Source organism: Micromonospora sp. NPDC005413 (assembly GCF_040606435.1).
Lineage (GTDB): Bacteria > Actinomycetota > Actinomycetes > Mycobacteriales > Micromonosporaceae > Micromonospora.
Window position 1 is genome coordinate 21,951 of sequence record NZ_JBEXEV010000022.1, and the last position, 14,317, is coordinate 36,267.

The window sequence follows — 14,317 nt, forward strand, 5'->3', positions numbered from 1 at the left end:
AAGGCTTCGACGACCTTCCGTGACATCGCCACGTGGGTGGACCCGACACGGCTCATCCGGCCGGTGCCGGAGCGGGCGAAGCGCGGCGCAGCCGCCACCAGGCACCGCCGACCAGGGCGACGGTGATCACGGTGACCGCGACGTCGCCGGCCAGGGCCGCCTCCGGCGTGGCCGGGGAGTACGGCGGCACCAGGTACGCGAACGCGGCGGCGGTGAGCAGGCTCGCCGAGCCGGCGGCGAGCACGTGCCGTTGCCCCCAGGCGGCGCGCGACGACCAGTAGGCGATCAGCCCCCCGACGGTGGCCGCGAGCGCCAGCGCGATGCCCACCCCCGCCCAGCCGGGTGTCAGGTCGGTGCCGAAACGAACGAGGACGACCAGCAGACCCACCCAGAGCGGGTGCGGTGCCCGGCGTGCCGCGCCCCTTTGTCCGAGAGCCGCTGAGTCGGGAGCCGTCGAGCCGGGAGCCGTCGAGTCGGGAGCCGCTGAGGGGGCGCGTCGCGGTCGAGGGTGGCGCCAGCGGGGCAGCAGGGCCGTCGCGATGAGGGCGAGGACCACCACTGCGGCGAAGGTCAGCTGAAGCGGGCTGGCCAGGAAGCCCTTCCGGCTGTCCGAGAAGATCAGCAGGCTGCCGAGCAGGTAGAGCACGCCGACGACGGCCAGCCCGGGTCGGCCCAGCCACGGCCGGAGCCGGCGGTCCGCCCCGAGGAACGACTCGATGAGCACGATCGGCGCGCAGATGGTCAGCACGATGTGGTTGCCCACGTAGTCGAAGGCCTGCCGGAGGCTGAACTCGAGCCCCGGCACCAGCGTCGCCTCGGCGGCGGCACGGGTGTCGGCGTACTGCGTGTCGTTGAGGTAGTCGGGGTTGAACAGCGACTGGTCGACCAGGCCGGCCTGGAGTACGCCGAACGCGGTGGCGAGCAGCACGATCGTCGGCCATCCCGCGCCGAGGTGCCGGGCGGTCTCCCGGATCAGGATCGCCGCGCCGCCGTACATCGGGCCGAGGAAGATCAGCACCGGGAGGAAGTCGTCGATGGCGAAGCCACCCCACGAGCACTCGGCCGCCCAGGGCGCGAGCAGCAGTAACGCGATCACCGGCAGGAGCCGGCGGCGCAGCGGAAGACGGTCGGCGGTGGCAGGTTGGGCGGTGGCACGGTGGTCGGCGGTGGCGGGGTGGGGCTCGGCCGGCATGGGCGCTCCTCGGCGGCGCTTCGGGGTCACCTCGTACCGTGCGTGGGCCACCCGGGCAGCCGCTACGGCCATCAGCAGAGGACGGGCGCGACCAAAGTCGGTGAGTAGGGTGGGGCCGACGTCGCACTCGGGGAGCGTGGAGATGCAGCCAACCGTCACGGCCGACCTGGCGGCCCGACCCGCCGACGTCGAGCGTCCCCTGTTCAGCTACCGCGACGAGGCGACCGGCGAGCGCGTCGACCTGACGGCGTACCAGGTCGGTTCCTGGGCGGCGCGCAGCGCGAGTCTGTTGCGGGACGGCTGCGGGCTCGGCCCGGGCAGCCGCGTAGCGGTGCTGTTGCCGCCGCACTGGCGTACCGCCGCGGTGTTGTTGGGGGCCTGGGCCTCCGGCCTGGCGGTGTCGTTCCGGCCTCGCGCCACCGCGGGCCTGCCGGTGCTGGAGCCGGGCGGCGACCGGCCGTTCGACGCGGTCTTCGTGACCCCGGAGCGGCAGGACGACTGGCTGGAGGACGTGCCGGACGCCCCGCACCGCTACCTCGTCGGCACCGGGCCGGGGCGGCTGGCCGACGTGCCGTTGGGCTGGTTGGACTGGTCGGCGGAGGTGCTCCGCTTTCCGGACGTCACGCCCGACCACACCGCCATCCACCCGTCGGACCCGGCCAGCGCGGACGGCACCACCTACGGGCAGTGGGGCGCGCTCGCCCAGGGCATTGCCGAGATGCTGGACCTTCGTGCCGGTGACCGGCTGCTGGTCGACGCCGCCGAGCACGAGCAGCCGCTGAAGTGGCTGCTCGCGCCGCTCTCCGCTGGCGCGTCCGTGGTGATCAGCGCCAACCTCGACCCGGCGCGGCGGGACGCGCTGGTCGCCGCCGAGCAGGTCACTCGGGTCCTGTAGGCGGCCTCGTCTGCTTCACCTTTCCGGTGGAGTCGACGTATTCGGACATCCGCGACATTCGCCTGCTCATACGCTTCGCCGAAGGCACGTGCGCTGTCGGAGCGCCAGCCACTGTGCACGTTGGCGGAGGGAAAATGGCGTCGAGGCGTACACGTCGGACTGTGGTTTCGGCGGTGGCCGGAGGCCTGTTCGCCCTCGGTGTGGTCGCGCCCGGCCCGGCCGCCGCGCCGCTGCCCCGCGCGGCCCAGGCCGATGGCCCCACGGTCCCCGTTCCGCGGGAACCGCGCCCTCCGCAGCTCCCGGCGGACTTCCAGGGCACCGGCCGGTACATCGTCCGTGACCTCGGCATCGACGTGCCGTTCACCTGGCAGGGCAAAGATGGCAACAGCCAGATGATCGCCGGGGGCGCCGAGTATCCGATCTGGTTCACGAACCTGATCTACGAGAACACGCTCTACACGCTCACCTACAAGTGGCCGAACATCCCGCTGTTCCCGCCGCGCGCGTGCAGCAAGGTCCCGGGATTCTTCAACCGCCAGATCTTCAACGACAAGCTGAAAACCGCGCGCTTCGTGGGGCCGGAAATCCTGCAGGGCGAGAACGACCGGCACGTCGACCACTGGCGGGTCGGGGTCGTCGGGGGTTCCACCGTGCCGGGAGAGTTCTTCCGGTTCCCGCTCGCGCTCGGTGACATCTACGTCGACCAGCGCGACCCGAGCCGGTGGTGGCAGGTTCTGCAGTTCGGCCTGCAGAACCTCTTCGACCCGGAGTTGGACGAGTGGTTCACGATGGAGACGTTCGACCACCGCCCCGGCGTGGTCACCCTCCCCGACCGATGCCCACCGCCGACGTCCTGACGTCGCGCGCCTTGGCCCGGGTTGAGGCTGGACGCGAGTGATCGTGCTCGATCCTGGAAAGAGTGGCATCAGAGCCTGAGGACGCCACTACATCATGGATCGCGGCCCCCGGATCGCCTCCGCTGATGGTCGGCGTGCCCGGTCCAGGGTCGGGTGAGCCCGGACCGGGCGCGTCTCCCGTTCAGTCGAACGCGGCGGCGAACATACCCGGCTGGTACGAACCGCCGCGCTGGTGCACGATCACCGCGAGCCGGTTGGCCGCGTTGATCAGGGCGACCAGGGCGACCAGCGCCGCGATCTGGTCGTCGTCGTAGTGCTTGCGCACCTGAGCCCAGGTCTCGTCGGACACGCCCTGGTGGGCGTCGGCGAGCCGGGTGCCCTCCTCGGCGAGCGCCAGCGCGGCCTGCTCTGCCTCGGTGAAGACGGTCGACTCCCGCCAGGCGGCAACCAGGTTGAGCCGTACCGCGCTCTCACCGGCCGCCACGGCCTCCTTGGTGTGCATGTCGATGCACCAGCCGCAGCCGTTGATCTGGCTGGCCCGCAGCGACACCAGCTCCTGCGTTGACTGCGGCAGCGACGACCGCTGAATCACCTGGCCGGCGTTCGCGAACCGCTTGAAGAATTTCATGGCGGTCTCGTTGTCGAGCATGTTGAATCGGGCGTCCATGGTTCCGTCCTCCACTCGCGTTGTTCGATCGGACGACCATGAGATGCCGGCCCTCCCCGTTCTGTGACGGCGCGGCCGGGGTGACGACCCCCACAGGCCGCAGGTGTCACAGAACCGCCGGGTCCGGCATCTGATGGGCGACGCAGTCGAGAGCGAACAGGAGTCACCCATGGTGGGCACGCCGCAGACCGCCGCCGCCGACGACTGCCCGGACCGGGCCACCGAGGCGTTCCTCGCCCACCGCAACCTGCTCTTCACCGTCGCGTACGAAATGCTCGGCTCGGCCGCCGACGCGGAGGACGTACTCCAGGAGACCTGGCTGCGATGGGCAGGCGTCGACCTGGGCGCGGTTCACGACCAGCGCGCCTACCTGGTCCGCATCACCACCCGGCAGTCACTCGTGCGGCTGCGGACCCTCGGTCGCCGCAAGGAGTCCTACGTGGGCTCCTGGCTGCCCGAGCCGCTGCTCACCGCCCCCGACGTGGCCGAGGACATCGCGCTGGCCGACAGCGTCTCGATGGCCATGCTGCTGGTGTTGGAAACCCTCGCGCCGACCGAACGCGCGGTGTTCGTGCTGCGCGAGGTGTTCGACCTGGGGTACGACGAGATCGCCGAAGCCGTCGACAAGAGCCCCGCCGCCGTCCGCCAGATCACCCACCGCGCCCGCGCACACGTCGCCGCCCGCCGGCCCCGCCAGGTCGTGTCCGTGGCCGAGACCCGGAGCGCGCTCGACGCGTTCCAGCGGGCCGTCGAGACAGGTGACCTCCAGAGCCTGCTCGACATCCTCGCGCCGGACGTCGTCCTCCTCGGCGACGGCGGCGGCGTCAAGCAGGCCGTCCCGCGGCCCATCCTCGGCGCCGACAAGGTGGCCCGCCTGCTGGCCGGCGGGTGGGGCAAGGTCCCGGGCGTCACCTCGCTGCGGCCGGCGCAGGTCAACGGCTACCCGGCGCTGATCGTGCACCTCGACGGCGAGCTGGACACCGTCGTGGCCCTGCGCATCGACGACGGCCTCGTCACCGGGATCTACGCCGTGCGCAATCCCGCGAAGCTGTCACACATGGAGCGGGAGACCGTCCTGAGCCGCTGAACCCGCCGCGCCCCGCCTTGCCGGGCGCGTGCGCGTCCGCGTGGCTGTCTCCAGGTGAGTGACTATGGACCTGATGACGTAAACGATTCAGCGCCGCCGGGGCCACGGCGGGCGCGGCTCGCACGCTGAGGTGTGATCCACCGACAGCGCACACCGCCTGCGCCCGTGGGCCAGAGGCCGGTCGCAGAAAACCCAATGTCGTACGCCTTGCTGGTCCTCGGCCGAGACGGTCACCCCGCCCGGCTCGACGCGTGCGCTGAGCCGGGCCAGCACCCGGGCGGCGGCCCGGGCGAAGATCCGAGCCCGGAGCAGGTCGGGTGCGGTGACCGGCAGGTGGATCACCCAGCGCTCGGTCATCGGTAGCGGTGGTTCGACGACTGGGCGGTCTGCGCGACGGTGAGCTCGTCGGCCACCCGGTGCAGGAAGGTGCGGATCTCGGCGGGGTCGACGCCGCGCCGTCGGACGTTGAAGCACCGCTCGCGAATCTGCCACGGGCGCAGGCTCCGGGGTGCCTCTCGCGGTGGGAGTGGTTCCTCGTGCCGGCTCACCAGCCGGCGGATCAAGTTGCGCACGCGGTGACCGCCCTTCGTCGGGTCGCGTCAAGGTGGAAGGGGCGGCCTCCGCCGGTTGCGGACGGCGGAGACCGCCCCGCCCTGCCGCCGCAGCCTTGACCGGCGGTACGGCAACAGGGCCGCGCCGGGGGAGCGCGGAGGGTTGGGTCTCGGCGGCGATGCGAGACCAGTACGAGAGGCGCCAACCGACCGCAGCAGCACCGCATCACCGACAGCGACGCTATTGCCACTGAGTCACCTATGTCAAGCACGTCGGCGAGTCATCTACCCACCTATGTCATCAGTGCTACGTGCGTTGCCTGTACCGGAGGGGTTGATCAATACTGGGCGGGCCAACCGACTGCAAGGGGCCTGACGTGCCTATCCCGCCCACGATGGACGAGCTGCTCGATGATCTCCTGAGCAAGATCAAGAACGGGACCTATCCATCCGGCTCCCAGCTCCCCTCTGGGCGGGTGCTGGCAGACGAGTACGACGTCTCGCAGTCCACGATCAGCCGCGCGGTGGCGACGCTGCGAAAGCAGGGTGTGCTGGTGGGCCGCCCGGGTCGCGGCGTCTTCGTCGCTGAGTCGAAGAGGCGCTGACCTCACTGCGACGCGTTGCCGAACAGGTTGCCGGCCGGACTGCCGCCGTGTGCCCGCGACTTGTGTCGCGCCACCGCTTGAACGGCGCTGAACCGGATGACACGCGGTCACCGCGGACATGGTGGAACAGGCGTAGGTGTCGCAGCCGTTCGCTGCCGAGTCGAGGAAGCGCCGACGGCTGAGTCGTTGACGACATCAGGTCCAAAGCGAGCACGAGGGCAGTTGCCCCCGGCCCGGTCGCCGCGAAACTCGCGCTGATCGACTCCGTATCGGCGATGTGGCGGTGTCCGGGCACCCGGACACCGCCACATCGGGGACCTGGAGTGGATCAAGGCGGCGAAGCGTCAGTCGAAGGACGGCAGGGACGGGCCGAGGACGTCGTCGGCGTCGACGATCGTGTACGCGTACCCCTGCTCGGCGAGGAAGCGTTGCCGGTGTGCCGCGTACTCGGTGTCGATCGTGTCTCGGGAGACCACCGTGTAGAAGTGCGCCTGTCGGCCGTCGGCCTTGGGCCGCAGCACCCGTCCCAACCGCTGTGCCTCCTCCTGGCGTGACCCGAACGTCCCGGACACCTGGATCGCCACTGCCGCCTCGGGCAGGTCGATGGAGAAGTTCCCGACCTTGGAGATCACCAACGTGCGGATCTCTCCGGTGCGGAACGCGTCGAAGAGCCGCTCGCGTTCCTTGTTGGTGGTCGAGCCCTGGATGATCGGCGCTTCGAGGTATTCGCCGAGCTGGTGCAGCTGGTCGATGTACGCGCCGATCACCAGCACCTGGTCGTTCGGGTGCCGGTCGACCAGCGCCTTGACCACCGGCAGCTTGGTGCGCGCGGTCGCTGCCATCCGGTAGCGCTCCTCGGCCTCCGCCGTCGCGTACGACATGCGCTCCGCATCCGTCAGGGTCACCCGGACCTCGGTGCACTCGGCCGGGGCGATCCAGCCCTGCGACTCGATGTCCTTCCACGGCGCGTCGTACCGCTTGGGGCCGATCAGGCTGAACACGTCACCCTCGCGGCCGTCCTCGCGTACCAGAGTCGCGGTGAGGCCCAGCCGGCGGCGGGCCTGGAGGTCCGCGGTGAACCGGAAGATCGGCGCGGGCAGCAGGTGCACCTCGTCGTAGACGACCAGGCCCCAGTCGCGGGCCCCGAACAGGTCCAGGTGGGTGAACGCGCCGCCGCGCCGTGAGGTGAGCACCTGGTACGTGGCGATGGTGACCGGACGGATCTCCTTGCGTTCGCCGGAGTACTCCCCGATCTCCTCCTCGGTCAGCGAGGTGCGGGCGATCAGTTCCCGCTTCCACTGCCGGCCGGCGACCGTGTTGGTGACGAGGATCAGGGTGGTCGCCTTCGCCTCGGCCATCGCCGCCGCGCCGACCAGGGTCTTGCCCGCGCCGCAGGGCAGCACCACCACACCCGACCCGCCGGCCCAGAACGCCTCGACAGCTTCCCGCTGGTACGACCGCAGGGTCCACGGCTTGCGGCCGTCCTTACCGGCCTCGGCCAGCTCGATCGGGTGCGCCTCACCGTCGACGTAGCCGGCCAGGTCCTCCGCCGGCCAGCCCAGCTTGAGCAGCGCCTGCTTGAGCCGGCCACGCTCGGACGGGTGCACCCGGATCGTGTCGTCGTCGATCTTGTCGCCGAGCATGCCGGCGAGCTTCTTGCTCTTGGCCACCTCGATCAGCACCAACCGGTCCAGTGCGCGCAGCACCAGGCCCTCAGCCGGGTCGTTGGCGAGCTGGAGCCGGCCGTACCGGTCCATCGTGTCGGCGACGTCCACCAGCAGCGCGTGCGGCACGGGGTAGCGGGAGTACTTGATCAGCGAGTCGACCACACCCTCGGCGTCGTGCCCCGCCGCCCGGGCGTTCCACAGGCCCAGCGGGGTCAGCCGGTAGGTGTGCACGTGCTCCGGTGAGCGCTCCAGCTCGGCGAACGGCGCGATCGCCATCCGGCAGGCCTGCGCGTCGGGGTGGTCGATCTCCAGCAGCAGGGTCTTGTCCGACTGCACGATCAGTGGTCCACCGCTCACGCCAGCGTCCTCTCCTCGGTTGGCCGTCCGGCCGGAACGGGGGTCGCATACCCGCCGTCGGCCGACCATCCAGTGTTGCACGATGCGGGATGTTGAAAGAAAGATGCTCACCGGCCGCAACCGTGATGGCACTCACGAACGTCTAGTAAAGGGACGACTGTCAGGGAGGCTCCATGAAGCGTGTTCGGAACACTTCCCGGCTGGTCGCCCTGGTGGTGGTTGTGCTGGTCGGCGCCGGTGCGTGCGCGTTCGATCCGCAGTCCGGTGGGAGTGGTGGCGGGGGAGCCGCCCCAGCCGGTGCGGCGGAACAGGCAACGGGGGCGAGCGACACGCCCGGCCCGGACCAGCGCGGCCGGCCCACGCCGGCCGCGCCCGCCCCGACGCCGAAGGCGACCCGGCCACCGACGCCGAAGCCCACCCGCAGCGCGCCGCCGAAGCCGACCCCCAGCACCGGTACCGGTACGCCGACCGTCGCCGGCTGCCCGCAGGGCCAGCACCAGCGTGAGGTGGAGACCTACCTGGCCCGGCTGGGCGGGTTCGGGGCGGTGACCGTGGACGGCCGGCAGTCCGCCGCCGACTGCGCCGCGATCAAGAAGTTCCAGAAGAGGTACGGCATTCGCCCCCTCGAGGGTCGCGCCGGACCCACCACATTCGACGTGGCCCAGCGCCTCGCCACCACCGACCCGGCCCGCTGCAAGGCCGGCACGGGCACCACGTTCTGCGTGGACCTGACCCGGCAGACCGTCTGGGCGGTCCGGGGCGGCAAGGTGATCATGGAGCCGACGGTGACCCGCACCGGAATGTCCGGCTACCGCACCCCGGCCGGCACCTTCACCGTCAACTTCCGCAACCCGAAGGAGTGGTCCGACCCGTACGAGGTGTGGTTGCCGTACTGGCAGCACTTCACCCAGGGGATGGGCTTCCACGAGACCACCACCTACCTGCACGACAAGTCGATCGGCTCGCACGGCTGCGTCAACCTGTTGCACGCCGACGCGGTCCGGATGTGGGAGCTGGGGAAGGTCGGCACCCGGGTGGTGCTGATCGGCCGCCGTCCCGGCACCTGACCCGCACGGGGCGAATCACGGGTATAACCCCCTGTCCGACCGGTCTTTCGAGTGTCACCCTTGGGAGTCCAGGTCCGGACCGGGCGGGGAGGCTGGGTATGACGGTCGACCGTGACGTGATCGCAGAGCATGAGCAAGCACCACCCGACGAGGTGTCCCGCGCGACCGTGATCGCGTACGCCGTCGCGGCGATGCTCCTCGTCGGGTGGTTCCTCTTCGGCTGGCTGGTGCTGCAGCAGGGCTTCATCGACTCGGTCGGGGAGTCCGCCGGCACCGGCTTCGCCCTGCTGCTGATCATCTCGGTGGTCGGCACCGTACGCCGGAGCCGCCGCTGACCGACAGCGCACGGCGGCGCTGGGGTCAGTCCGCCACCACCGCCGCGGTGATCCGGTGCAGCGCGAACGTGTGCAGCATCTCGGTCCGTTCGTCCTCGGCGCGCAGATAGCCGGCGCCGATCGAGACCGGCTTGACCAGTCTGGACGCGGTCGCCCCGTGCGCGTCGACGTACCCGACCCAGACCAGCGCCTTGTCCCGGACAGCCTGCTGGAGCACGGCGAGGGCCTCGCTGTGCGTGTGCGCTGGCACCGGGCCGCCGCCCAGCCCCGCCGCACCGCCGCGCACCACCGCCGGTGCCCGTCGGGCCGCCCGCGCCGCCGCGTCACCCCGCCGGATGTGATCCACCACCCCGAGCAGCCGGGGCATGGGCAGCTTCGGAGCGGCCAGCGGATCGAGTGACCGGGTGGTCACCGACACCCGGGCCGGGGCCCGCCGGATCCGTGGTCGGGCCAGCACTGTGCTGCCGGTGCCGTCCTCCTGCACCGGGGCGTACCCGGCGTCGCGCAGCGTGCCCAGCAACCGACCGACCTGGTACTGCGTGCAGAGCACCGTCGGCGCGAGCCGGCGCAGCGCCAACGACTCCAGCCGCCTGTCGACCAGCACCTCGCTGATCAGCGTCTCGTCGTCGCTGCGCAGGTACGCCCCGGCCAGGCCGACCCGCAGCCCGCCGTGCTTACGGGCCACGTCGTCCACCAGGTAGGTGAGCCCCTGCGGCACCGGGGTACGCGACCGTCGCCGGAACACGTCGTGCAGGTCGCCGGCCGAGTAGCCGGAATCCAGTGCGCGCCGGACGCTCGCCGTGGTGACCCGGTGCACGCTGGCCCCGCCGGCCGACTCGAGTTCGGTCATCGCCTCCAACTCGGCGGCGAGCGCCGGTTCGGGCGGGCCGGGCACCACCACGGTCAGGTCGGCCTGCACCAGGAAGTGGTCGACCGGGGCGGGCAGCAGCGCGTCCAGCGCTCGGGCGGCGTTGGACGGGTCGCCGCTCTCGACGTCCGCGTGCAGGCCCAGCGGGTCATCGCCGCCCCGCTCGTCGGTCGACGTCAGGTCACCCAGCAGCAGCCGCCCGTACGAGGTGAGCGCCCCCAGGCCGGTGACGCCGAGCTGCGCCGCCTCGGCCAGCACCTCCCGGTGGGCGGCGTCCCGGCCCCGGCTGCGTCGCGGCGCCCGCCAGTCCAGCAGGTCCTGCACTTCCTCGGGGGTGGGCGCGGTCGCCGGCTCCAGGTCGGCGAGCACGCCGAGCACCGCCCGGCGGGTGGCCGGCACGCTGGCCCGCTCGGCCTCGGCGGAGAGCGCGGTGATCGGCCGGTCCCGGTCGTCACGGCGGCCGACCAGCCCGACCTGGCGGGTCATGGTCAGCCAGGCTCGGGCCAGCTGCTCCCAACGCTGGGCCAGCGAGGCCGCCCGCCACACCTCGTATCCGCCGGTCGGCAGCACCTGCTGATCCGCCCCGTACCGACTGGTGGTCGCGCCGGGCATCTCCAGCTCACCGGCGAGCCCTGCCGCGTACGCCACCTCCAGCAACAGTGCGGTGGTCGGTTCGTCCAGCCCGGCGGTACGCGCCAGCCGGCGCAGGTCCCGCACGCCGATGCCGCCCGAGCGCAGGACTGGCGCGGGCTCCTCGGCGAGTTGCTCCAGCAGCCCTTCGGTGTGCCGGACCACCTCCATGGTCTGCCCGGCGCCGGCCGAGTCGACCGCCTTCGGCTCGCGCGGCGCGGCGGCCACCGGTGGTGGGCTGGTGCGCAGCGGCCCGAGCGGGCCACTGTCGCGGCGCAGCAGCAGGCCGACCTCGCGGGGCAGTTCCACAGTGCCGCTGGTCGTCGACGAGCCGGTCGTCACGGGGACCAGCAGCCGGTTGTCGACGAGCCAACGCACCGGGGAGCCGGCCGGGGCGCCACCGTTGGTCGGGTCCGAGAGCACCGGGTCCTCCGCGCCGAGCGGCGGCGCCTGCAACGCGCCCGGGGGCACGCTGCCCACCGGCGGGCCGGCGGCCAGGCGGTCGAGGATCGCCCGCGCCGAGGGTGGGGCGGCGAGCAGCGTCCGTCGTAGCTTCGCCGGGTCCGCGCAGAGCGCGTCCGTCCGCGGGTCCAGCTCCGCGGCTGGCCGGCCGAGCCCAGCGGGGTACGGGGAGACTTCGTCGACGGCGGGCAGCACCTGCAGTGCGTGCTCCGGGCCGTACAGCAGAAAGAGCGCGCGCAGGCGGCCCACGGCGGCTCGGATGGCAGTCGGAGCCGGCGGCTGCGGCCCAGCCGTCGCCATGGCGAGCACGGCGTCGGTGGTCGTGGTGCCGTCGTCCGGGTTCCGGGTGAGGCGGGCGGCGTCGAGGATCTGGAGGGTGAACTGGTCCAGCCCGTCCAGCGCGCGGGCCACCGAGACCCGGGACTGGGCCCGGATGGCCAGGGCGGAGACGTCGGCCGGCACGGGCACGACGAGGTCGGGCCGCAGCTGGAGGAGCGCGGCCAGTGACTCGTCGGGCAGCGACCGCAGGTGGTCGGCGAGTGAGGTGGTCATCGTCTTTCCACGCTAGCCCGGCACCGGGCTATCGCGCCCCTCGGACGTCCGGCCAACCAAGAGTCCCCGGGTACGTTTCTCGACATGCCCGCACTGACCGTCGGATTCGACCTCGACATGACCCTGGTGGACTCCCGCCCCGGCATCGCCGCGACCTTCCGCGCGCTGACCGCGAGGACCGGCGTGCCAGTGGACGCCGAACTGGCGGTGTCCCGGCTCGGGCCGCCGCTGCGCACCGAGATCGCGCACTGGTTCCCGCCAGAGCAGGTCGAGTCGGCCGTACGCGTGTACCGCGAGCTCTACCCGGCGTACGCGATCACTCCGACGGTCCCGCTGGCCGGCGCGCGGGAGGCCATCGACGCGATTCGCGCACGGGGCGGCCGTGTGCTGGTCGTCACTGCCAAGATGGGCCGGCTGGCCCGGCTGCACCTGGACCACCTCGGCCTCACGGTCGACGAGTTGGCTGGTGACCTGTTCGCCGAGCAGAAGGCGACCGCCCTGCGGGAGCACGACGCCACCCACTACGTCGGTGACCATGTCGCGGACATGGTGGCTGCGGGGGCCGCCGGGGTGCCCGGCATCGGCGTCGCGACGGGCCCGTGCTCCCCTGACGAGCTGCGCGCGGCCGGGGCGGAAATGGTGCTGGACGAGCTCACCGAATTCCCAGCGGCGCTCGACGGCATGATCCAGCTAGCCTTGGAGCAGTAGCGGCTCAAGTGAAGCAGGGGTTTTCAGGTGCCTACGGGTCGAGTGAAGTGGTACGACACGGCCAAGGGATACGGCTTCGTCACCAGTGACGAGGGTGGCGATGTGTTCCTACCCAAGGGGGCGCTGCCGGCGGGTGTCACCGATCTCAAGGGTGGCCAGCGGGTCGACTTCAGCGTGGTGGACAGCCGCCGGGGCGCGCAGGCCATGGGAGTCAAGCTGCTGGACGCGCCGCCGTCGATGGCGGAGTTGCGCCGTCGGCCGGCCGAGGAGCTGCACGGCCTGGTCGAAGACATGATCAAGGTGCTGGAGGCGAAGGTCCAGCCGGACCTGCGCCGAGGCCGGTACCCGGACAAGAAGTCCGCGCAGAAGATCGCTCAGCTGGTCCACGCGGTCGCACGCGAGCTGGAGGTCTGAGGCACCAGGCCGGCGGTGGCGGCTCGATCGAGTAGTGCCGTCACCGCGGCGAAACCAGCCTCGCCCAGGTCTGCGGTGAACTCGTTCACGTAGAGGCCGATGTGCCGGTCCACCACGTCGAGTTCCATCTCCTGGGCATGCGCCAGCACGTACTCCCGGCTGGCCGCCGGGTCCGCCCAGGCCTGCCGGACCGACTCGCGGACCCAGCCGGCCGCGGCCTCCGGGTCCACCACGCCACGTCGGGCCAGGATCGCCCCGAGGGGGATGGGCAGGCCGGTGTCGGCCTCCCACCACTCGCCAAGGTCGACCAGGGCGCTCAGGCCGTGCCGGTGGTAGGTGAAGCGGGCCTCGTGGATGACCAGACCAGCGTCGTAGCGGCCAGCCGCGACGCCCGGCATGATCTCGTGGAACGGGACCACCTCGATCCGGGCCGGCGGTCGCCCGGCCGACCAGAGCCGGAACAGCAGGTACGCCGTGGTCCGGTCGCCCGGCACCGCCACCGTGGCGCCGGTCAGGTCGGTGCGGTCCGGCCCGCCTTCGCGGTCGCCCCGGGTGAGCACCAGCGGGCCGCACCCGCGACCGAGCGCGCCACCGCAGGGCAGCAAGTGGTAGTCGTCGAGCAGCCAGGGCAGCGCCGCGAAGCTCACCTTCACCAGGTCGAACGCGCCCTGCTCGGCCGCCGTGTTGGTGACGTCCACGTCGGCGTACGTCACCTCGACCGGCGGCGCGCCAGGCACCCGCCCGTGCACCAGGGCGTGGAAGACGAACGTGTCGTTGGGGCAGGGCGAGATCGCCAGGGAGAGCGCCACGCCCCTCACGTTAGCCCCGCCCCCGGTAGGCGGCTCGTGCCTACCCCGCCCACTGTGATCCGCGACGGCAGTGCGGCAGCACGAACTGCGCCAGACGACCGTCGCCGCCGTGGGTGGGTGACTGCTCTGGCGGGGTCGGGCACCCCCCTCGAACTCCCTTTGGAGCTGATGCCGTAAACGAATCGCACCAGGCAGAGCCGTGAGGACTTGAGCCGTGAGGACTTGAGCCGTGAGGACTTGAGCCGTGAGGACTTGAGCCGTGAGGACTTGAGCCGTGGGGGCTCGGGTCGTGGGGGCTCGGGTCGTGGGGGCTCGGGTCGTGGGGGCTCGGGTCGTGGGGGCTCGAGCCGTGGGGGCTCGAGCCGTGAGGGCTCGAGCTGTGGGGGCTCGGGTCGTGGGGACTCGAGCTGTGGGGACTCGAGCTGTGGGGACTCGAGCCGTGAGGGATCAAGTGGCGGGGCTGGGGCCGCAGGGGCTCGGGCGGGTGAGGGCTCGGGCGGCGGGCTCGGGCCGTGGAGGCTCGGGGACCGGTGGCTGGGCTCGGGGGACCGGTGGCTCGGGGAACGGCTCGGGCAATGGTGGGTCGGCGTGATG

14 protein-coding genes and 1 pseudogene are annotated in these 14,317 nt (G+C 71.9%); 8 read left to right on the plus strand and 7 right to left on the minus strand.

What is annotated here, in order from left to right; genetic code table 11:
* Window positions 1–52: 52 nt before the first annotated feature.
* A complete protein-coding gene (locus ABZS37_RS21600) occupies window positions 53–1,192 on the minus strand; it encodes a hypothetical protein (protein WP_355171491.1) in 1,140 nt (379 codons plus the stop codon).
* 142 nt (window positions 1,193–1,334) lie between these two features.
* On the opposite strand from ABZS37_RS21600, the gene ABZS37_RS21605 reads away from it, so the two are divergent.
* Both ABZS37_RS21605 and ABZS37_RS21610 read left to right on the plus strand, forming a co-directional pair.
* Complete coding sequence (locus ABZS37_RS21605; RefSeq protein WP_355171493.1) at window positions 1,335–2,087, plus strand: TIGR03089 family protein; 753 nt, start codon at window positions 1,335–1,337, stop codon at window positions 2,085–2,087.
* A gap of 161 nt (window positions 2,088–2,248) precedes the next feature.
* On the plus strand, window positions 2,249–2,944 hold the full coding sequence (locus ABZS37_RS21610) for a hypothetical protein (protein WP_355171495.1): 696 nt from the start codon (window positions 2,249–2,251) through the stop codon (window positions 2,942–2,944).
* 181 nt (window positions 2,945–3,125) lie between these two features.
* On the opposite strand, the gene ABZS37_RS21615 is transcribed toward ABZS37_RS21610, so the two are convergent.
* Entirely contained in the window at window positions 3,126–3,611 is a 486-nt protein-coding gene (locus ABZS37_RS21615; RefSeq protein WP_355171497.1) for a carboxymuconolactone decarboxylase family protein, read from the minus strand.
* 169 nt (window positions 3,612–3,780) lie between these two features.
* Here ABZS37_RS21615 and ABZS37_RS21620 point away from each other — a divergent pair, with 169 nt between their 5' ends.
* A complete protein-coding gene (locus ABZS37_RS21620) occupies window positions 3,781–4,698 on the plus strand; it encodes an RNA polymerase sigma-70 factor (RefSeq protein ID WP_355171630.1) in 918 nt (305 codons plus the stop codon).
* A gap of 87 nt (window positions 4,699–4,785) precedes the next feature.
* Here the strand turns inward: ABZS37_RS21620 and ABZS37_RS21625 are convergent, their stop codons facing one another.
* Window positions 4,786–5,055 carry a hypothetical protein gene (locus ABZS37_RS21625; RefSeq protein WP_355171499.1) on the minus strand — a complete coding sequence of 90 codons (270 nt, stop codon included), beginning with the start codon at window positions 5,053–5,055 and terminating at the stop codon, window positions 4,786–4,788.
* Between the two features lie 32 nt (window positions 5,056–5,087).
* A pseudogene (locus tag ABZS37_RS21630) lies at window positions 5,088–5,258 on the minus strand (DivIVA domain-containing protein); the annotation flags it as partial.
* Window positions 5,259–5,644: 386 nt separating this feature from the next.
* Here ABZS37_RS21630 and ABZS37_RS21635 point away from each other — a divergent pair.
* The gene (locus ABZS37_RS21635; protein WP_355171632.1) at window positions 5,645–5,854 is read left to right on the plus strand and encodes a winged helix-turn-helix domain-containing protein; all 210 of its coding nucleotides are present in this window, start codon (window positions 5,645–5,647) and stop codon (window positions 5,852–5,854) included.
* 344 nt (window positions 5,855–6,198) lie between these two features.
* Here the strand turns inward: ABZS37_RS21635 and ABZS37_RS21640 are convergent, their stop codons facing one another.
* Window positions 6,199–7,878 (minus strand): DNA repair helicase XPB, encoded by a 1,680-nt coding sequence (locus ABZS37_RS21640; protein ID WP_355171501.1) that lies wholly within the window; start codon window positions 7,876–7,878, stop codon window positions 6,199–6,201.
* 173 nt (window positions 7,879–8,051) lie between these two features.
* On the opposite strand from ABZS37_RS21640, the gene ABZS37_RS21645 reads away from it, so the two are divergent.
* Window positions 8,052–8,945, plus strand: a complete 894-nt coding sequence (locus ABZS37_RS21645) for a L,D-transpeptidase family protein (protein ID WP_355171503.1) — start codon at window positions 8,052–8,054, stop codon at window positions 8,943–8,945.
* A 98-nt stretch (window positions 8,946–9,043) separates the two neighbouring features.
* The gene (locus tag ABZS37_RS21650; RefSeq protein WP_355171505.1) at window positions 9,044–9,280 is read left to right on the plus strand and encodes a hypothetical protein; all 237 of its coding nucleotides are present in this window, start codon (window positions 9,044–9,046) and stop codon (window positions 9,278–9,280) included.
* A gap of 25 nt (window positions 9,281–9,305) precedes the next feature.
* Here the strand turns inward: ABZS37_RS21650 and ABZS37_RS21655 are convergent, their stop codons facing one another.
* Window positions 9,306–11,792 (minus strand): helicase-associated domain-containing protein, encoded by a 2,487-nt coding sequence (locus ABZS37_RS21655; protein ID WP_355171507.1) that lies wholly within the window; start codon window positions 11,790–11,792, stop codon window positions 9,306–9,308.
* Window positions 11,793–11,876: 84 nt separating this feature from the next.
* Here ABZS37_RS21655 and ABZS37_RS21660 point away from each other — a divergent pair, with 84 nt between their 5' ends.
* Entirely contained in the window at window positions 11,877–12,500 is a 624-nt protein-coding gene (locus ABZS37_RS21660) for an HAD family hydrolase (protein ID WP_355171509.1), read from the plus strand.
* A 27-nt stretch (window positions 12,501–12,527) separates the two neighbouring features.
* Window positions 12,528–12,914 (plus strand): cold shock domain-containing protein, encoded by a 387-nt coding sequence (locus ABZS37_RS21665; protein WP_030486362.1) that lies wholly within the window; start codon window positions 12,528–12,530, stop codon window positions 12,912–12,914.
* Here ABZS37_RS21665 and ABZS37_RS21670 read toward each other — a convergent pair.
* Window positions 12,875–13,723, minus strand: a complete 849-nt coding sequence (locus tag ABZS37_RS21670; protein WP_355171511.1) for a 1,4-dihydroxy-6-naphthoate synthase — start codon at window positions 13,721–13,723, stop codon at window positions 12,875–12,877. The genes ABZS37_RS21665 and ABZS37_RS21670 overlap by 40 nt on opposite strands.
* Between the last annotated feature and the right edge of the window lie 594 nt (window positions 13,724–14,317).